Annotated in this window: 11 protein-coding genes; 4 read left to right on the top strand and 7 right to left on the bottom strand. The window is 61.1% G+C overall.

Going from position 1 to position 19,973, the window contains the following annotated elements:
* Positions 1 to 160 precede the first annotated feature (160 nt).
* The gene (locus tag BLU85_RS14340; protein WP_256572853.1) at positions 161 to 2,218 is read right to left on the bottom strand and encodes an autotransporter outer membrane beta-barrel domain-containing protein; all 2,058 of its coding nucleotides are present in this window, start codon (positions 2,216 to 2,218) and stop codon (positions 161 to 163) included.
* 656 nt (positions 2,219 to 2,874) lie between these two features.
* Here BLU85_RS14340 and BLU85_RS14335 point away from each other — a divergent pair.
* Complete coding sequence (locus BLU85_RS14335) at positions 2,875 to 3,195, top strand: hypothetical protein (protein ID WP_092200367.1); 321 nt, start codon at positions 2,875 to 2,877, stop codon at positions 3,193 to 3,195.
* A gap of 474 nt (positions 3,196 to 3,669) precedes the next feature.
* On the opposite strand, the gene BLU85_RS14330 is transcribed toward BLU85_RS14335, so the two are convergent.
* Positions 3,670 to 4,503: an amino acid ABC transporter permease gene (locus BLU85_RS14330; RefSeq protein WP_060739974.1), complete on the bottom strand. Its 834-nt coding sequence runs from the start codon at positions 4,501 to 4,503 to the stop codon at positions 3,670 to 3,672.
* Positions 4,500 to 5,321, bottom strand: coding sequence for an ABC transporter substrate-binding protein (locus BLU85_RS14325; RefSeq protein ID WP_092200372.1), 822 nt, complete (start codon positions 5,319 to 5,321; stop codon positions 4,500 to 4,502). Before BLU85_RS14325 ends, BLU85_RS14330 begins: the two co-directional genes overlap by 4 nt.
* Before the next feature lie 113 nt (positions 5,322 to 5,434).
* Between BLU85_RS14325 and BLU85_RS14320 the strand changes: the two genes are divergently transcribed.
* Together BLU85_RS14320 and BLU85_RS31415 are read left to right on the top strand one after the other, a co-directional pair.
* Positions 5,435 to 6,334: a homocysteine S-methyltransferase family protein gene (locus BLU85_RS14320; RefSeq protein ID WP_092200375.1), complete on the top strand. Its 900-nt coding sequence runs from the start codon at positions 5,435 to 5,437 to the stop codon at positions 6,332 to 6,334.
* A gap of 284 nt (positions 6,335 to 6,618) precedes the next feature.
* Positions 6,619 to 11,568: an OTU domain-containing protein gene (locus BLU85_RS31415; protein WP_256572854.1), complete on the top strand. Its 4,950-nt coding sequence runs from the start codon at positions 6,619 to 6,621 to the stop codon at positions 11,566 to 11,568.
* Positions 11,569 to 11,622: 54 nt separating this feature from the next.
* On the opposite strand, the gene BLU85_RS14310 is transcribed toward BLU85_RS31415, so the two are convergent.
* From BLU85_RS14310 to BLU85_RS14300, 3 genes are read right to left on the bottom strand one after another with little or no spacing between them, the layout of a single operon-like run.
* Positions 11,623 to 12,297, bottom strand: coding sequence for a GNAT family N-acetyltransferase (locus tag BLU85_RS14310; RefSeq protein WP_092200378.1), 675 nt, complete (start codon positions 12,295 to 12,297; stop codon positions 11,623 to 11,625).
* Between the two features lie 10 nt (positions 12,298 to 12,307).
* Entirely contained in the window at positions 12,308 to 12,754 is a 447-nt protein-coding gene (locus BLU85_RS14305; RefSeq protein ID WP_092200381.1) for a GNAT family N-acetyltransferase, read from the bottom strand.
* Between the two features lie 2 nt (positions 12,755 to 12,756).
* Positions 12,757 to 13,398: an FMN-binding negative transcriptional regulator gene (locus BLU85_RS14300; protein ID WP_092200384.1), complete on the bottom strand. Its 642-nt coding sequence runs from the start codon at positions 13,396 to 13,398 to the stop codon at positions 12,757 to 12,759.
* Positions 13,399 to 13,498: 100 nt separating this feature from the next.
* Between BLU85_RS14300 and BLU85_RS14295 the strand changes: the two genes are divergently transcribed.
* Positions 13,499 to 15,043 carry a MocR-like pyridoxine biosynthesis transcription factor PdxR gene (locus BLU85_RS14295; RefSeq protein WP_092200387.1) on the top strand — a complete coding sequence of 515 codons (1,545 nt, stop codon included), beginning with the start codon at positions 13,499 to 13,501 and terminating at the stop codon, positions 15,041 to 15,043.
* A 214-nt stretch (positions 15,044 to 15,257) separates the two neighbouring features.
* Here the strand turns inward: BLU85_RS14295 and BLU85_RS14290 are convergent, their stop codons facing one another.
* Positions 15,258 to 19,868, bottom strand: coding sequence for a dermonecrotic toxin domain-containing protein (locus tag BLU85_RS14290; protein ID WP_092200390.1), 4,611 nt, complete (start codon positions 19,866 to 19,868; stop codon positions 15,258 to 15,260).
* Positions 19,869 to 19,973 lie beyond the last annotated feature (105 nt).

Raw genomic sequence — 19,973 nt, 5'->3', positions numbered from 1 at the left:
CTTTTTTTTGCCCAATTTTCCGCAGTCCTTGTAGGAGCGAGCCTGTGGGAGCAAGGCTTGCCCGCGATAGTAGCGCCTCGGTACCAAGCTGGATCCGAGTCGCTTGCATCGCGAGCAAGCTTTGCTCCCACAGGGGATGGTGGTGTCTGCCGAAAATGAGTCAGAACATCATCCGCCACTGCCCCATCAGCGTGCCGTTGCGATTGTCCTGGCCGGTTTCACCCTGGTAGCTCACCCCTAAGGTGTGTCGTGGCGAAACGGCCAGGTCCAGGCCGGCTTCCAGGAGCAAACTGTCGCGGTCCAGCTCGATGCCCTCGACGGTATAGGCCTTGCCGCCGCCGACCAGACGTTGCCGAGAACTGCCTCGGACGTCGCCATAGAGGTGTTTCCAGCCGACATTCAGGCGCGGCGTCAACCGCGCTCTCTGGTCAAGAACGAAGGGGCGGGCGAGGTGCAGGCCCAGTTCGCTGGTGGAGTGGTCTTGGGTCTGGCTCTCGAACCGCAGCGCCGCGTCGCCACCTTTCTCCGTGAAGCGGTCGCGTTGGTAGTGCTGGTAGCCCAGTTGGGCATAGGGCTCGATATCGAAATGCCCGACGTCCAGGTTGTAGCCGACTTGCCCGAAGACCTGCTGTGTGTTGGCGTCGTAACGACCTTTGAGCCGATCGCTGAAACCGTTGAAAGCCACGTGGCGCTTGGTGCTGCCGTCGTGATCGCCATACACCGCGCCCAGGCGTAGCGCCAGCGGCCCATCCTGGCGCAAGGCATAGGCACCGACATGCCAACTGTCGAGTCGACCCTCGAATCGATGACCGTCCAGCCGCGTCTCGCTCTTGGCGCCGATGACCCCCAGGCGCCAAGTCGGGTTGATCGCCCAGTCGGTTCCCAGCAGCAAACCTGTTGTCGAATGCTTTAGCGCGTAGTCGTCCAGATGCTTACCGATGCGGCCACTGTTGCCGATGGCCTGGACCCAGACCTGCCCATTGCCATGGGGGCCCTGCGAAGTGTTCTGGCCAATGGCCGCGAGCACCCCGCTGCTGATGGGGATGATGCTGCTCAAAGTGGCATTGCCCAGGTCGGTCACATCGTAGCCAGTGAGCTGGTCGATGGCGTCGGCGGCGGTCACCAAGTTGGTTCCGAGCAGGGCGTTGATGGCGTTGTTGGGTTCTGGTTGGGGCTCGATGGTTTGAGCCTGGACGGTGGGGGAATGGATAGTGCTGATGAGCTTGGGTGATTCGACGAGTGGATTTGCGAGGGCCTCTACATCCGGCTGGCCACCAACTGCCTCGGCAACGGTGGGCGCTTCGATAAGCTCAGGTGCGTTCGGTTTGACCTGTTGCACGTCTTCAATCGCCTTCACAAATGATTGCGCGTTATCGGTATTCGCTGCCTGCGTTATCGGCACCCTGTTGCGGGCATAGGTCAGGCTGACTTGGGTTTCTGTGTAGTCCGGTTTCACTTCCAAAAAAGCCGGGTCACTGTCGATCTTTCCAAACTTACCCACGACCTCCTTCGCTTCGAGCACGATGTGGTTGCTGCTGCCGACATATTCGCCTGGCACGGCGACAACTTTCAGGGTCGCATCGCCCAGTGTCGCGGTACCACCGACCTTGATCGTGGCGCTGCCTTTCTCTGTGCCGATGCCGTAGACCATCGTCGCGTTCTTGGAAAATTTAAGGTCGTTGGCAATTGAAGGGGCGCCGATTACAGGGCCGACTTCCATCGTCCCCGCCACATCCAATGCGTTGACCGTCCCGTTGCCGCTGAACTTGGCCTTTTTCCCCACGAAGACAGGCCCGGTCACTGTGCCCTGGTTGGCGAACTCACCAAGAACGTGTACCGCCCCACCTATACGGCCGATGTTAATCAGTTCGGCACCCGAATCGATCAAGGTTTGGCTGTCGAAAGCCTTGCTGTTCGACCATTCGCCTCGCTTCAAATACAGATCCTGGAAATGGTCCATTTCACCCAGTTCGCCTCCCTTGGCGATCTCCAATTGCAAGACATTGGCACCGCCGCCACCGTCGGTGAGCCCGACGAGTTCGCCCTGCCTGCTGACAATCACCAGATCGTCGCCGTCGTCCTGCGACAGCGGCATTTCCTGGGCGTTGGTGACCCGCTTGATATGGATGCCCGGCGTAGCTGCGAACGCCTTGAGGCGAGCCTGCATTTCGGCGGTTGTTTCGAATGGACGAGGTGGCCCGTCAACGGACTGCGCCATCGAAACCTCGACACAACCAAGTGCCAAGGCAATTGCCAGCGCGAGACGCTGGGGCAGAAACAGGTGTTGGGTAGGCATCGAATGGGACCTCTGATGGAAGAGGTCGCACTTTAAAAATTTCACCTGGGCGGCGATGCCAGCCGTTTTCTCACCGCGGGCAAGATTCGGCGGATGAAATCTGTAGGCTGCTCATGCTGTGATCAGCGTGGCGGTTCGTTGGCTTTCATGGTTCGAAGCTTTGCCTTACAGCCCGCACGGACCTTTCAATTTTGTCGGGTATCAACTGCTCGATACAGATTGGGCTCGCGATGGTAGGCTTCCGGCCGATCAAAATTGAGCTCTGTAAACCTATTCTGTGTTTCGCGTAGGATGGTTCCGAGATACAGAAACTCAGCGTTGTATCGTCAGGGCCTCGCCTATAGTTCTCTCGTCACCGACCAATCGGTGATCGATCTTAGCCGGTCGAACAAGAGTGCACGAGCGCCCCCAATGGCGGCGCTTTTTGCTGCCTGTGTTTTTACATTTATGGCGGCTGTGCGGGGGACATCTTCGGGTGTGCCGGATTCTCTTGTCCGGTCGGCTAACCCGCGTACAGCTGCCACCTACATTCGTTTAGCCGCGAACGGTGGTAGCTCCTAACTCAAGAGAGCAACCCGATGATCAAGTTCCACCCCCTTCAAGCAAATACCAGCGTCGGCGCCACACTGTTTATCGACACAGAAGCTGGTGCTTCCGATCTTTTGGAAACGGCTGCACATCGCATCAAAGCCGCTCGAGACTTACTCAATAGCGTTTCCTGCCTATGCCTGAAAAACGCCGAGGGTTATGACTTGGAGCACTTCGCCAACGCCGCGCATTTGTTGTTGCAGGATGGTTGCGATGCGCTGGAAGTGTTGGGGTGGAGCATCGGTGGATGTGATCGTCAAACTTCATCTGCTAGCGATTCGGCTACACGTCGGGCGGATATTTCCGTTTAACCGTTGAGCCGGGTGGGATTTTAGGGATGATGTGTATATCCGTTTCTTTGGTAACGGCCACTTATGGTTCCGCTCTTACAGCGGGTCACTTTTGAAAAGCGCAAAAGTAACCAAAACGCTCTTGCCCCACCACTCGGCATCCATGCCGAGGTGCCCACTGCGCAATACCTGCGTTCGGCCAGCGTGGTTAACGGGGCGCCTGAGATCAAAAGCCAAAGCGAGGCGGCCTTATAGCCGGCCTGGCTTAGAGTGAACGCGTTCCTCCTGTGGGAGCGAGCTTGCTCGCGATGGCGGTGAGGCAGTTTGCGATGATGTTGGCTGTGTCGGCGTCATCGCGAGCAAGCTCGCTCCCACAGTTTTTGTGTCGTGTGCAAATGTTGTGAGCTCCCGGCTTGCAGTAAAAACTGTTACCTATGTGCTTGAACTGATTTGTAACCCATGTGAGTGAGTCATACCGGCAACGCTGGCAACAGCTCAGCGGTTATTCAGATACGCTTTCCCATAGTGCCGCTCCATCCGCGCCTGGATCAGCTCCAGCGCAATGGACATCAACCAGTAAATGATCGCCGCGGTGGTGAGCATCTCAATGTAGCGATAGCTGGAACGACCATAGGACTGCGCCAGGAACATCACCTCCCAGACCCCCATCACCGAGATCAGGGAAGAGTCCTTGAGCATCGAGATGAATTGGTTGGTGGTCGGCGGGATGATGGTGCGCATGGCCTGGGGCAGGGTGACGCGCCAGAAGATCACGGTTTCGCTCAGGCCCAGGGCGAGGGAGGCTTCGCGTTGGCCGTTGGGAACGCCGAGGATGCCGGCGCGGAAGATTTCGCTCAGGTAGGCGCCGTAGTTCAGCGACAGGGCGATGATCCCGGCGGCGATGGCGCCCGGGACCACGCCCAGTTGTGGCAGGCCCAGGTAAATCAGCAGGATCTGGATCAGCAGGGGCGTGCCGCGAAAGAACGACGCGTAGAAACTGGCGATGCCGAACGCCACCGCGCTGCTGGACAGCCGCGCCAGGGCGGTGATGAAGCCCAGTAATGACGAGGCGACGATCGAGCACAGGCACAGGAACAACGTCAGCACCGCACCCTGCAAAAAGCCATTGGGTGCTAGGTGCACACCCAGCAGGTTCGGCAGTTTGTCGAGGATGATGGAGAACTTCAGGTCGAAGCTCAGGAAAAAGCTCGCGAACAGCACCAGCATGGCCGCCCAGGTCAGATACAGCCGGGTGCGGAAACCGAAGATTTTCTGCAGGCGTGACTCAGCCACCGATGGCGGTGGCTGAGGGGGTGGAAAAGAAGTCATTGGGTGATGTCGGCGCCGATCCATTTTTGCGAGAGTTTGCTCAAGGTGCCGTCCTGTTTCAACTGGGCGAAGACTTCACGCACCTTGCTGTCCCACTGGGTGTCGTCTTTTTCGATGGCCACCGAGTTCGGTTCGGAATAGAGCGGCTGGCCGGCCAGCTTGAAGCGCTTGTCTTCGGTCAGGCGCGGCTGGGCCGTCACCAGGTTGGTCAGCACCGCGTCCAGGCGCACCCCGGCGCCCAGGCCCAGGTCCTGGAACGCCACGTTGTCGGTGTCGTACGGGGCGACCTGCACGTCCTCGAACGGATAGCTCAGTTGGGTATCTTCGGCGCCTTCGATCACCAGGTTCTTGTTCAGGTAGCTTTCGTAGCTGGAGGCGCTGGTCAGGCCGACTTTCTTGCCGCTCAAGTCTTTGGCACCGTGGATACGGTCGTCCTTGGCGTTGACCACGATCACCGCGGGCGAAGCATAGTACTGCACCGGGAAGTCGAACACTTCGGCGCGGGCCTTGCTCGGTGTCATGGAGCAAATGCAGATGTCATAGCGCCCGCTCCAGTGACCGGCAGCGATCACGTCCCAGGACGGCGTCTCCAGGCGCAGCTTCACCCCCAGTTTCTGCGCCACGGCCTTGGCCACGTCGACGTCGAACCCGTCGAGCTGGTTCTGATCGTTGAGGAACGAGAAGGGCGGATAGCTTTCCATCAACACGCCGACCAGTTCTTTTTTCTGTTCGATGCGATCCAGTGTGGCACCGGCAAACGCTTGCGAAGAGGCGGCCAGCAGCGTCAGGCCCAGGGCCAGCAATGGTTGTCGTTTCATGTGAGGGGCCTGTTAGAAAAATAAGTTGTAGTTCTCTGAATGGTGCGTATTAAATAGTTATAAGAACAACTCCGGTAGTGAGTATTTTTCATAAGCTTATGAGTGAATCGTATATGGGCGCAGCAACGACAGTCATTCTCGATGGCGGCATGGGCCGCGAACTGCAACGCCGGGGCGCGCCGTTCCGCCAGCCCGAGTGGTCGGCCCTGGCCTTGAGCGAAGCGCCCCAGGCGGTAGAAGCCGTGCACGCGGCCTACATTGCCAGCGGCGCCAACGTGATCACCAGCAACAGCTATGCGGTGGTGCCGTTCCATATTGGCGAAGCGCGTTTCGCCGCCGAAGGCCAGGCCCTGGCCGCATTGGCTGGCGAGTTGGCGCAGCGGGCGGTGCAGGCCTCAGGCAAAGCGGTGCGCGTGGCCGGGTCGTTGCCGCCGCTGTTCGGTTCCTATCGGCCGGACCTGTTCGACGCTTCCCGCGCCAGTGAACTGTTGGCGCCCCTGGTAAACGGCTTGGCCCCCCATATCGACTTGTGGCTGGCCGAGACCCAAAGCTCCACGGTCGAAGCGCGGGCGATTCACGCCGGTTTGCCGAAGGACGGCAAGCCGTTCTGGCTGTCGTTCACCCTGAAAGACGAAGACACCGATGAAGTGCCGCGCCTGCGCTCCGGCGAACCGGTGGCAGAGGCCGCGGCGGTGGCGGCCGAACTGGGCGTCGAGGTGCTGCTGTTCAACTGCAGCCAGCCGGAAGTGATCGGCGCGGCGATTGACGCTGCCCGCGAAACCTTCGAGCGCCTGGGCGTGGCGATCCACATCGGCGCCTATGCCAACGCCTTTCCGCCGCAACCCAAAGAAGCGACCGCCAACGACGGTTTGGACCCGCTGCGCGAAGACCTCGATCCACCGGGTTACCTGCAATGGGCGGCGGACTGGCGCAAGCGCGGGGCCAGCCATTTGGGCGGCTGCTGCGGGATCGGGCCGGAGCATATTGCGGTATTGGCACAGCAACTGGGTTGAGTTGTCTGGCGATGTCGGCAGATGAATGAATCAATCGTCAAAACGATGCAAAGCTTGTGGGAGCAAAGCTTGCTCGCGAGAGGGATAAGTCAGTCGACACCTGTACTGGCTCATGCCCAGCAATCGCGAGCGAGCTTTGCTCCCACGGGTTTGTGGCTTAGCTGAGCGACATCCGCGATTACGTTTTTCGTTGAATGACGTAGCCAAGCCATACATATGTATGCCGTTTCGGGTCGAACGGCGCGATAGGGTCCGGATTCTTCAATCAGAACCGGACCATTCAGATGGCTACTTTCTCCAAAGGCGACCCGGCCAACGCCGTCGTCCCCCAGGGCGAACCGCTCAGTGCCCAGGCAAGGGTGCAACTCAGGCAACTGGAGTTGCTGGACAACAACCAGATTCAACTCACCCGGTTGTTTGCAGGCCTTCCCACGTTCGACGGGGTGCTTGGGAACCTGCTGGTCAGCCTGCTCAAGGCGAAGATTCCCGCCGACAGATTCCGCCCATCGCTGCTTGCGGATATCGATCCGGATAACTGCTACGTGAACCGCTTTACCACGGACCATTCCGGTGATCGCGCCCTGACGTCCTCGGAGCGTTTCACCGATGTCCTGCGCAACGGTTTGCTCAGCGACACGGCGCCTGATTTCACGAACGGTGGCGTCGGCTTCTTCACCCGTCCGGACTCGCTGGAGGAGGCCGACAGTGTATTCGCCCGGCAACCGGACGCGCAGATGCTACGGGCCTTGGAGTCGGTGTTCCACTTTCCCCGGCCCACCGCGAACGAACGGGTAATACGTCAGTTCCGTGACGAACTGGCGCGCTTTCGCCTGGGCAAGAACCGGGGCGACGCCAGCGAGGCGACCGCACCGTCCACGGCTGAAGCGGTCCTCGCCCAATTGCTTTCCCAACGATTCCTGCACCTGTTCAACTTGTATAAAGCGGATCGGGATCCTGCCGCTCCACTCACCCAAGCTGCGCGCATCCAGCAGGCCGATGACGATCGCCTGCTGGACCTCATCACCACCCATCCTTCCCAGGCTGACAGGAACCGGCTGCTACGGGCGCCCATTCCCCATGTCTATACCGTCCTGCTCGACCAGGGCACGGTTTCGCCGCAGAAATGGCCCGCGGCGATGGTGATCAAGTTCACCGATCGGCCCTCGTTGTTCCTGTATTCCCTGGAACGCGGGCTGCAGCGATTTCATTCTTTCCAGGACCTGGTCGACAACGTCCGTCCGCTCCATGACGGCCAGGAACGCTCGATCCGGGATATGTCCTCTGAACTGGCCGGGCATGTGTTCGAGGCGGCGGCAGCGGACTTACTGCAGCTGCAAAGTGCCGCCCTGGAGGCGGTGTTGACTGCACCGGACAACGCAACGGTGCCGGTGGATGTCTTTGCCCAGCGAACCGAAGCTGCCCTTGGCTTGCCTATGTTGTCCCTGACCGGGCCACTGGCGGCCCGCCAGGAAACCTTGGTGGACAATCGTCGCCCGGCTTTCTACAAAGCCGCGACGCGGGCCGAACAGGCCCGCTATCGCCAGCTCGAAGACCGGGTATTCCAGGCCGTCTATGCGCTGGGAAGCGGTGTCCCGACGCTGGTGCAGTTCACTCGCCAGAAGATCCGGCAATACCTTCAGCAAAGCATCCACCCGCGCATAGAGCCGGATCCGGACCGGACCATGGTCAAGCTGTTCTTCGGCGATCGGGCCAATCCGAGGCAGTCCCGGACCAGCAGCCTGACGCAGTTAATGCTCGATAATCTGCGTGCACCGCAGTACCCGAACGCAATGAGAGAAGTGCTGGCCGTTGATTTGGTCGACCGGCATGGTCAACGTGTCCGGCACCCGGCAAGCGGTTTCCTGATCACGGTGACCGGAAGCGAACTGGCCCGGATGGCGTCGAGCATCGATGCCGGTGGCCGCTATGAAATCCTGCTTCGCGAACAAATGAATACGCCGCACTACAAGGCGGCCTGGCAGGCGGCGTACCTGGCCAACCTCGAGTTCAAAGGTTACGCGGCCGGGCTCCGGGGCGACGATGTGTTCAAGGCGACTGTGATCAATCCCGACGCCAGCCCACCGAAGGCGCAAAAGCGGGTCGCGGGCTGGCTGGAGGCGCTGTTGCAATCGCCCACCGCCGCCAAGCGCGCATCGGTCGGCGGGCGCAGCGTGCGCGTCTACGGACTTCTCTTGGGCGGCACCGTCGGTTTGCAGCATGGCACGACGGGCAACGCGATCAGCATCGATGGCGTGCTGATTCTTTCAGACCAGCCGGGGCCGCAGATTACGGGAACTGTGGGCGTCTATTTCCCGGACAGCCCTCATGGCGATGACTTCCATGAGTTTTCGGACCTGAGCGACGGCGTCACGGGGTTGCTGCAACAAGAAGAATGGCGCACGTACTTCCGTTCGCGCATGTCCACCCTCGACCCGGAGGAGATCAAGCGTGCGCTGGGGCAATATCGCGGTCGCCCCCTGGTCCGTGGGTTCCTGATCAATGGCCATTTCCTCGAAGAATTTCACCGGGCCCACGTCAATTTCCACAGCGCCCATGCCGATCACCGCTCCAACAGCAACCGGGATATCAGCCACCAAACCGCCATGAGGCTGGCGATGATGGTGGTGGAGCTGGTCATGGACCTGGCAGGCCTGCTGCTTATCCCCGGTTTCCAGATGCTGACGCGTGCGGTCAAGACGGGTTTGCTGGTGCTCAAGACCGGTGCCGTGCCCACGCACCTGGACACGCTGATGTTCGTGCACGCGGTGGCGAACACCCGACGGTCGCCAGGCCTCGGCGGCGTGCCATTCAAGGTGCGAGGCCAGGGGACTTTCCTGCCGGCAGCGGCTCGGCAGAACTCGACTGAAGCGCTGCTCGGATTGCCCTTGGAGGACGCGTTGTATCGCCGTTATGCCGTGACGGATACCGCATTGCTCCGTGGGCTGTCAGCGGATGCCCGGGGCTTCTATCGCCCCGCCATCACCGATGTCGCCACGGGCCGCGTCACGCGCCAGGTGTATGTACGGCAACCCGATGGGACGGTGTTCCGGGTGCACGACCATACGTCGCTGAAGGCCACCGAGGCCACCATCGTCAACCCGGCCACGGGGTTGAGTATCCGCTCCAGTGGCGTGATGAGAAGCACGGTGGCCCGTGGGCCCGATGGCGAGTGGCGCGCCGTAGGGTATGGCCTGGGCGGAGGAGGCAAGCGGCCGTCGCAAGGCTCTCCCCAGCCGGGTCCTTCAGATCCCAAGCAATCGGCGCCATCGCTTCGCGCCGTTTCCGACCTGATCCGTACGCCGGGGGTATGGGACGTCCAGATCATGGAACTGGTGCCTTCGTTCATCACCCGCATTGCGAGTTGGCCGCGAAATCGCAGCTTGCTGATCATCGACCGACGCCATGGGCACCGTGATTGGACCGTGCGTTTCACCCCAGGGCAGTACGAAAGCAGCTACCCATCGGGCACGCATCCGCTCAGGTCAAGCACCGACGTGGTGTTGATACGCACGGGGGAAAACCATTACACATTGAGGCTGGCCGACGATACGGACGTCACGTTCGCGGCCGACGGCGATTGCTTCTTCAATGCCCTCGCGCGGGGCTTGAACGAGGGGCAGGCGCAGCCGTCGTTTTCGATGCAGGGACTGCGCAATGAAGCGGCCGCCTACATCGATCAGCACCCGGAGCTCAACAATTACCTGGTGACGCAGCCCACTGGGTTGCAGCAGGCGCTCGTCGATAATGCCCGTTCCTTGGAGAACCTGTTGGGCGAGGGAGCGGTATTCGACCTGAGCCAGATTGTCTACGGGACGCGCAACCCGCATAACCTGTTTCAACCGCTGCTGAGGCTCTTGCACCTGCATGCAGACGACATGGCGCGCAGGCTGCTGAACCATGCATCGGACGCCGCCTTGCCGCCGGAAATGCTGCGCCACATCGGCAGTTTCCTGTCCCCCCGGGCTCCAGGGCGACCGGTGCTGAGCAGCATTCCCTACTACACCCAGAACGATCAGTCCTTGCGGAGCTTTTTCGAGGACACGCTGCTGGCGCCTGTCGAGCCTACGGAAGTGGCAGAACTGCTCAACAATGAATTCCTCATGTTCTCCCAGGACGTGCTCCATATCATGCTCGAATACGGGGTCAAGGCCCGGGACCTGACCGATCACCACCCCAAGAACAGCATGGCGTACGTCCGCTACGACCAGGCCGTGCATGGTCATCTCAGCGAAGAACAGCTCGAAAACACGCTCAACGGTGCCTATCTGGTGGACAGCAGCGACTTGAAGAAGGTCGGGACAAGGTTCAAGGAGGAAACCGGCCGCAGCATGTTCGACGATGAAGATCTGTTGGCGCAATTCATCCAATACGATCGGGCCGAGGACCTGGTCGACCTGCTGACCGTCGCCCTCCAACGATTCCCTATCTTGTCGAGGCGGGCGACCATCCTGCTCAAGTCCCCCTTGATCGCTTCCAATCTGGGCGGGCTGTTCCCCTTGAACCTGCTTTCGCAATGGATACGCACCCCAGGCTTATCCGAGGCGCGGCTTGAACTCATTGCCCAATATCTCACGGGCCGTTATGACGAATTGGAGCTGTACGGCAGCGTCGATATCCGTTGGATGCAGCCGTTCGACGATTGGAATCTGCAAAACCTGTTCACGCATCGCAAGGCCCTGCTGGAGTTCTCCGGCTATATGCTGGAGGCCCGATACGTCAGGGACAGCGACTTGTCTGCTGTCGCCAGGTTGTTCAGTACGCCGGGCCAGCCGTTTTCCAATAGCCGGATCGCTGTCCTGTTCGACAGGCCGGACCTGTGGTGGTCCATTCTCGCCATGCGCGGGATCACGCGCGCAAGCGCCCGGAGCATTTGGCAGGATCTGATGGGGCCGCACTTCAGCAACGACAACATCCGGTTCGTGCTGGGCCGACCCGGTGCGCTCGACAGCGAGTCAACGTTCGCGAGCGCCTTGATCGACAGCCTGACCCAGGACGAGGCGCAGGCGCATCGGCTGATTCTGGATGCCTACAGCATGAGCGACAGGCAAGCCCAGTACTTCCTCTACAATTTCAATTTTTCAGGGGCGGACGCGGGGCACAGCCGGCTGAATTTCGCCAGTTATGTGAATGCCCATGGGGCCATACCGCAGTGGGCCTGGCCGTATGCCCGAAGAGGGGTGACGCCCGAGGTGCTCAAGCCGTTCCTGGCCACGAGGAAGCCGCCTGAGTCCTGATAGGCCGTTTTGAATGATCGCCACCGCGAACGGATGCGCGGTGGCGATCATTCATCAGGCTGAGCGACACTCTGTCAGGCTACGTACCTGGCCGCCCTCGCTTTGGTTCTCGTCGCTCAACCAGCGCTCGAACCCGGCGCCGATAGCGGGCCATTCCGAATCCAGCATCGAATACCACGCGGTGTCGCGGTTCTGGCCCTTGACCACCATGTGCTGGCGGAACACGCCTTCGAACGTGAACCCCAGCCGTTCGGCGGCGTATTTGGAGCGAGCGTTGCCGTTGTTGCACTTCCACTCCAGCCGGCGGTAACCCAGGGCGAAAGACTCCTTCGCCAACAGGTAGACCGCCTCGGTGCTTTTCGGCGAGCGCTGCATCGGTGCGCCGAAGGTCACGTGGCCGATCTCGATGCGACCCTGGGCCGGGACGATGGACATGAGGCTGAGAATGCCCTGCACCTCGCCGCTGGCGCGGTCGATCACGCTGAAGAAATACGGGTCGGTGTTGGCGGCGTGGTTGTTCAGCCAGGCATCGAACGCGCCGCGATCCTTGAACGGGCCATAGGGCAAGTAATCCCAGAGTTTCGGGTCGGCCCCGGGGCCTTCGAGGGCTTGCCACAAGCCGTCGGCATGCCGCGCCGGATCGAGTTTTTCCAGGCGGATAAAACGCCCTTCGAGCAACTGCGCAGACGGCGCCGGGACACCTTTCCAATCAGCGAGTGAAGACGACATGGGGTGCTCCTTAAAGGGCTTTGCGAAATTGAATGAAGCCTGGGTGCTCGGCGATGCGCTCGTACAGCTGGATCGCCGTAGCGTTGGTTTCGTGGGTCAACCAGTGCACCTTGCAGCAGCCATCGGCCTTGGCGGTGGCGTAGACGAACTCGATGAGCTGGCGACCCACACCGGTGCCACGGCTCTGTTCTGTCACCAGCAAATCTTGCAGGTAGCAGGAGTTCTCGATGCTCCAGTTCGAACGGTGATAGATAAAGTGCACCAGGCCCACCGCCGTGTCGCCCTTCCAGGCCAGGGCAGCATGGGTCGGTTCACGCTCATCGAGCAAACGCTGCCAGGTGCTTTGGCTGACCGCCTCTGGCAGTTCGGTGTTGTAGAAGCGCAGGTAGGCTTGCCACAACGGCAGCCAGGCGGCGTGATCGTCGGCGCTGACGCGGCGGATGTCGAGTTGGCTCATGTTCACTCCTTGGACGATGGTTCAGGCATCAGGTGGGCGAGGGCCCGGTCCAGCGGGTCGGGGCTGGCGGCAAGACCGCTGCGTACCCCGGCGACATCCGCGGGGCTGCGGTTCTGGCTGAGCTTGCGCTTGCCTTCCAGGCGCTGGACGGGCAGGGCGAAGCCGACGATGGCCTTGAGCATGCTGTCGATGTACTCCGGCGGTGCATCGTCGATTTTCCACGGCTGCTCGCGAGCGGTTTCGTGGCGGTCGGTGAGGGCGCCGACCAGGTTGCGCAGGCGCTGCGCGTCGCTGAACACCTCAGCGCTGCCGTAGGCGTGTACGGCCACGTAGTTCCAGGTCGGCACGACTTTGCCGTGTTCGGCCTTGCTCGGGTAGAAACCCGGGCTGACGTAGGCCTCGGCACCGGCGAATATCACCAGGGCCTCGGCACCGGCTTGCAAGTCGCGCCATTGTGGATTGGCCCGGGCCATATGCCCGTAAAGGGTGCCGTTCGGCCCCTGTTGCGTGTCCAGCAACAGCGGCAGATGGCTGGCCTGCACACCGTGTTCACCGTGGGTGACGAGCACGGCCAGGCGGCAATCGCCCATCATCTGGTGCAATTGGGGCAAGTCTTCGACGGCAAAGGCTTTGGGGTTGTACATGATGATTTTCCTTGGCGAATGGGAGCATCCTAGGCAGGCTATTGGTCTGTTGTAAGAGCCACTTCTAGCCAATTCGATAGGTCCATTCGCGAGGGCTGCCATGCACAACGTCGTGCCGCCACTGTCGTTCAACCCCGCTGGCATCGAGCTGGATCGCCGCCAGGGGCTCAGCCGCCAGCTTTACCAGGCGTTGCGCGCCCGGGTGCTGGACGGACGCCTGGCCAGCGGCACGCGCCTGCCGGCCAGCCGTGACCTGGCGGCGGCCTTGTCGATCTCGCGCAACAGCGTGGTGCGGGCCTACGATCAGCTCTACGCCGAGGGCTTCATCGAAGGGCGGGTAGGGGACGGTACTTATGTGGCGAAACTGTCCTCGACGACCTTGCCGCTGAAAAACATATCCACAAAAGTATCCACAGGGTTTTCAACAGGCTTACCCACAACCTTATCCACAGATTGGCTGGATTTGCCTGTGGTTTCATCCAGTAAAGTTATCCACAGCGATGGGTTGAATCGGGTCGAAAACCACCATTTACCCCTGCCGCCCAGTGGCCCGCCGCGAGCGTTCAGGGTCGGTGTGCCGGCTTTCGATCTGTTCCCTTTCGACGTCTGGGCCAAGCTGAACGCGGCTTTCTGGCGCAAGCCGGATCTGCAACAGCTGTGTTATGGCGACCCCCAAGGGGATGCGCGCTTGCGCGGGCTGATCGCCGCTTACTTGCGCAGCTCCCGGGGGCTGAACTGCACGGCTGAACAAATTGTGATCACCAGTGGTGCACAACAGGGCATCAGCCTTTGTGCACAGCTGCTGGTGGACCCGGGCGACGTCGTGGCGGTGGAAAATCCCGGTTATCGCGCGGCCGGGCATGCGTTCGCCGTCGCCGGTGCCGACGTCAGAGGCGTGCCGGTCGATGATGAGGGCCTGGACTGCACGGCGCTCGGTGGGCTGAGCCATTGCCGGCTGGCCTACGTCACCCCGTCCCATCAATACCCGACCGGGGTGGTCATGAGCCTGCCACGGCGCCTGGAACTACTGGCCTGGGCCGAGCGCAACGACGGCTGGATCGTCGAGGATGACTACGATGGCGAGTACCGCTACAGCGGCGCGCCCCTGGCGCCCTTGGCGGCATTGGATCGCCAGGGGAGGGTGCTCTACGTCGGTACGTTCGGCAAAGTGGCGTTCCCGGCCCTGCGCCTGGGCTACTTGGTGCTGCCGCCGGGCCTGGTCAACGCCTTCGCCCGGCGTCGCGCCGTGGACGTGCGCCATTCCGAAGTCAGCACCCAGGCGGTAATGGCCGAGTTCATGGCCGCCGGGCATTTCCAGCGCCACATCCGGCGCATGCGGCGGGCCGCGCTGGTCCGACGGGACGCGCTGCTGGCGGGTTGGCCCAAAGACATTCCAGGGGTTGGCACCTTGCCGACCGTCGTGGCCGGGCTGCATGTCACGGTGCCGGTGGACAGCCTCGCCCGGGAACGCGAACTGATTGCCCAGGCGACGGCGGCGGGGGTTGAAGTCAATGGCCTGAGCAGCTACTGGTTGCCCAGCACCACTACGGCTATCCACGGCGGGTTGGTGCTGGGATTCGCCGCGGTTCCGCCCGCAGCGATCGCGACCGCGTTGGCGAGCCTGGCCCAAGCCTGGAGGCCCTGACGCCCCGGTTCATGACCGTAATACGGTTCACTTAAGGCAATCGACAAACCCGTGGCGAGGGAGCTTGCTCCCGCTGGGCCGCGAAGCGGTCCCAAAACCTGCCAATGCGGAGTATCAGGCACACCGCACCCGCCGGTTTACGACTGCTTCGCAGCCGAGCGGGAGCAAGCTCCCTCGCCACAGCTCGATCATTCCTAAATGAATTGCATTGGGCTCATGAACGGGCTTTATGAAAGAACACTTCCTTGGCCTGGTCCACGGCAATTTCGCTGCGGTAATGGTCGACCAGTTGACGCTGGGTGAGGGACTGGGTGTCTTCGACATCGACGGCTTCCTGGCTGGCTTGCTCGATGGTTTTCAAGCGTGCAGAAAGAAATGCGTAGGCGGGGACCCAGCTTTTCGAGTAACGGAAATCCGCGAACCAGAGGGTTTTATTGGTCTTCACATCCTTGATCTCGTATCGGTCGAGATAGCCGTGGGGTGGGGTCTTGATGCGTTGACGGCTCTTTTGTTTGGTGATGGAAATCTGGTTGCGGCTCTTGAGCCACAGGATGCTGCTCATGGTCGGCGGGCGTTGCTTGATGAGATTCAAGACCGTGTCGAAGCCCAGGATGTAAAGGGCGCTCGATTCCCTTTCGAGTTGCGCGCGCAAGGTTTCCGCCGCGCGTCGTTGCTCTGCCGGCAGTTCGAACGTTTCGTTGGAGGCCACGCCTTGCGCCTGGTCGAGCGCTTTTTTGATTGCCGCGCTGATTTTCTCCATCCTGCCGGCGTGGGCGTTGAGGATCATCCCGAGCCCGGTGGGCGTTTGGGTGGGGGTCTTTGCGGTTTCTGCGATCTGCGCCTTGAACGCCGCCAGGCCGTTGATCAGGTCATTGCCCTTGGCGACGCTGATGTTCAACGCCGGCACAGCGGCCGGTGCCGCATCGGGCTTCAGGTGGGGAATCCATTCGCCGGTTTCCTTGCGGTGGAACGTGACGATGATCTCCCCCGAGAAAGGTTTTTTCACATCGACCCAGTCCGTTTCCTCCATGAGCTTGGACAAGCGCGGCTCGCCACTGACCAGGCCCCAGAAGCGCGCGCGGATGAATTTTTTCCGAGGCCTGGGCCGTTGTTCGTAAGGCGCCCCCGAGCTTCGCTGATTCTTTCTTTCATCCAAGGCGGCCCCCAGGTGACGCAGCGTCCATTGCTCCAGCGTGGCGATCCCCGAGCGCAGTCGCGCCAGTTGTAGCGGCTGCACGCTGCCCTTGTATTCGTTACCCAGGTATTGGAGGTGCTCGCCGATGGCGGCGAACTGTTCGGCCAGGCTGCCGAATGCGTCGATTCGCTCGTCCAGCCGGATCACGCTTCGCTCATCGATCGCGTCACGCAGGCTCTGGAACGCCACCGTGGCGTTATCGACGACCTGGTTGAGCGCCTCCCAGCCTTCGGGCATCGACTCGACGCTTTCCAGCGACAGACAGAGATGGCGATACATATCCAGCTTGATCATACGAAGGTCGGCGCCCGTGTAGAGCGGCATCTTCTTGCGGTGTCGATGGACAAATTCGAAGCCTTCGTAGCCCACAGTCTTCAGCTCGGTGAAGCGCGTTTCCATGTAGTCCAGGCGTTCGATCATGTCGTCGCCGACGCTGATCATGCTCTCGGCGGCGTCGATGTGCTGTTGCTCCAGCACCTCGACCCCGGAGGTGATCATGCCCTTGGCCTTGGTCAAGGCCGGTATGAATCGTTCCTGGAGCGCCTCCATTTCGGCGAAGGTGAAATCGATCTGCGCGTTCAGGTAGCCGAGCCGGGTGCGAGCGTAGTCGGGCCTTGACTGGAAGAGCGGCCATTCCATCAGTGTCCGCAACGCTTTCTCGTAGTTTTCCCGCTGTGTTTTCAGCAGGTCGACATATTCGTCGCGCTTTATTTCCTTGGCCGGCCCCGCAGCCTCGTTCATTTCCTTGGCTTGCATGGTCAGCAGTTTCTGGTTCTGCGGCTTCTTTTCTTCGAACCGGTTCAAGGAGGCCAGCAGCTCGGTCCGGCGTCGCTGCGCGTCGGCGATGACTTTTTGCCGGACGCCTTTGGAGCCGCTGCCGCGTAATCGCAGGCGCGTATCGATATGCCATGTGCCGTGGGTATCATTGATCAAGGGCGGCCCCTCGCGGGTGGGATCTTTCCCGTCGACGATAGAGACCGATTCGCCTTGGACTTTCACTTTGAACCAGCTCCCCGCCATTTTTGCGTACCAGTTCCCGCTTCGTTCGTAGAGCCCTTTCAGTGCGCCTTCGGCCTGGAGCTGCCCGGGCTCTGCGGGCTCGTCGATGCTCAAGGCGCCCAGGAGCCGAGTGCTTTCCCTCGAGCGTCCCATCAAGGCGCCACTGGAACGGATGGTCTCGTAGTGTTCGGTCGGCAGCGCCGAGCTCGACAACGGTTCGAGCTGTTCTATCACCAGTTGATGTTCGGGTTTTGGCAGGCTCTCGAGTTCGCGCACCTCCTTCGATGGCTGTGCCCGATCCGAATTCCTGGCGGCCCTGGCGCGGTCGATGGCGTGGGTGATGATCGCCAGTGCGATGTTCAGCAGCAGATCGGCGAACGCCTCCCACTTGGCCGGGCGATTGGCTTCGTCGTTGCGCTGCGTCAGCTTGTCGATGTCGTCCATGATCTGCCAGAGCCAGGCCGCAGTGCCGACGGTGGTCCCCAGGTAAGGCAAGACCAGGTTGAAAATCAGCCAGCCTGTCCGCTTGAAGGTCTCCCAGCGATTTTCACGGTTGGACACCGCTTGCCGATCGGCCAGCTCCACCAGGGCATCGGCGTTGGCCTTGAACAACAGCGGCAGGAAATCCGCCCCGAGGGTCTTGTCGGTCAACCTGACGGGGCCGCTATTGGCCAATGACGTCAACGGGGCGGCCACGAACGCCACGATGCTCCAAGGGGAGGGCAGCAAGTCGGGAAAGACGAACCGGCCGTAATCGTCGCGCACCCCATCGGGCAACCACGCCAGCACCGATTGACGCAAAGAAGGGGTTTGCCTGATCGCGTACAACAGGTTGCTGAACGACGGGTACTGGCTCAACTGCGGCTCCATCATGGGGCGGTATAGCAAGCAGGGCCCGGCGCTCGAGTCCTCGGGGCCGATGATGAACATATTGGTCACGACATCCTCCGCGTCGCCCAGTTGCAGCTCGGGCACGAAGGCCAGCCTGCGCAGGACGATGGTTTTTCCGTCCACCTTGCGGTTGGCTTCTTCGGGCTGCATCAGTGCGGCGACGTAGCGGTAGCCCCGATCGTCCAGGTGACCCAGGCCACGGATCTTGCATTCCAGCGCGAGCATCGGGAGCTGGATGCGTAATTGGGAGGTGTAGAGCTTTTCGCGGCGCCTCGACTCTGCCGGATCGTCGAGCAGCTTTTGCTTGATCAGTTCGGGGTAGACACGGCCGATGTCGACCTGGGTGATGAGGCTCTCGACGTACTCGACGGTCATCCAGTCGGGCAACTCGGTGTCGTCCACGAACTTGACGATCTTGTCGCCAAGGGGGAGTGCGATGAGGTTTTGCAAGGCGAGCTCGACAAGGCTGAACCGGGTGGTCTCGATCTTGCCGGGCACCACGAAGGTGCCCCAGACCACGGGGCTGCGCACCTCGATCTCGATGGCCTCCAGGTCGAGCTTCGAGGCGTCGGCATGCTTCGAGACCATCCGCTTCCTCAGCAGGCCGAGCGCATATTCCTTGAGGGGAGGAATCTCATCCAGGTAGGTTTTGCCGGCATGGACCTGATTCAATATCGACAGGCGCTTCATGTGCTGGGCGAACAGGATCTGGTCGGTCGGCGAGGCCCCCAACAACCAATCGGGCATTTGTTTCTGGAACAAGGCCACGAGCGCATCGTCGTCCGTTTCTTCGTTGGCCGCGGGCGATGTGTTTTCGTAGATCGCCCATGTTTGCGGAAAGGTCCCGAGTATCCTGACTTGCTCGGCGATGATCCCGCAGGCCTTGTGATCGAAAATATTGCCGTCGGGCTCGTACAGCCGCCATTGGAGTTTCCGGTAGCTGCCCGGAACGAAGTGGGACGGCAAGGACTCCCCAAAGGCTTGCCGCGAATCGAACTTCTCGTAGCCGTTGTTGAGCGAGTAGGCCAGGATGACTTCCTTTTTATCGACCGTACCGATCAGCACCACGAGCGAGGTGTCACCCAGGCGTCTGACCTCAGGGCCATCGACGTTATCGATGTCGATCAGGTACGCGTGGCTGTCATAAGGGTCGTGGTCCTTACGGTCCTTGCGGTCGGGGGAATGAAACAATTGCCGGGCCATGGCGCATTCAGTGGCCGTCCAGCCCTTGATGCGCCCGACATCCCAGGCCTTGCGCAAAGTATTGGAGAGTTCATGCCAGAGTGGGCCGGACTCGCTCTGCGGCGCATTCCAATACACCAGTTGCTGCTCCTGACAGGCCGTCAGCATGGCCGGTACCAGTTCGTTGAGCAGGCGCCCGATCTGGTCGATGCGCACCGGCAAATGCACTTCAGGCTCGGTGAGCGGCAATTGGGTGAGGAAGTGCAAGCCTTCGATCAGCAGCACCGGGTCGCTTTTTTCATTCACCAGCCCGGCCAGCATCTCGCTGAGGGTTTCGTAGCGGGTCGGGCGCCGCACGATTTCGTCATCGACAATGTCCCAGGACGGCTCGCCGACCAAGGTATTGTGCGGATCGAGGTTGAGCATGGGGTAGAGCTTCTTGAGGCCATCGCTCAGGAGCACGGCCGCGACCTCTGGATAGGTGGGCCCTGCGAGCAACTGGTTGTACACCGCTTCCTTGGGGTCGGCTTTGGGCCTGGTGTTAGACGTAGATGTCATCTGAGTCTCCCTGTCTTGTGATCCATGGCGTTCCCGGAGCGAAACGCTCGGGGTTTTCCATGCTAGGGCGGCTCAAAACGGGGAAGGTGGTAACTATGTATGGGA

Origin of the sequence: Pseudomonas sp. NFACC14, from assembly GCF_900106885.1 — a bacterium.
In the GTDB taxonomy this organism is placed as follows: Bacteria; Pseudomonadota; Gammaproteobacteria; order Pseudomonadales; family Pseudomonadaceae; genus Aquipseudomonas; species Aquipseudomonas fluorescens_AA.
This window is presented reverse-complemented; position numbering and strand designations above follow the sequence as displayed.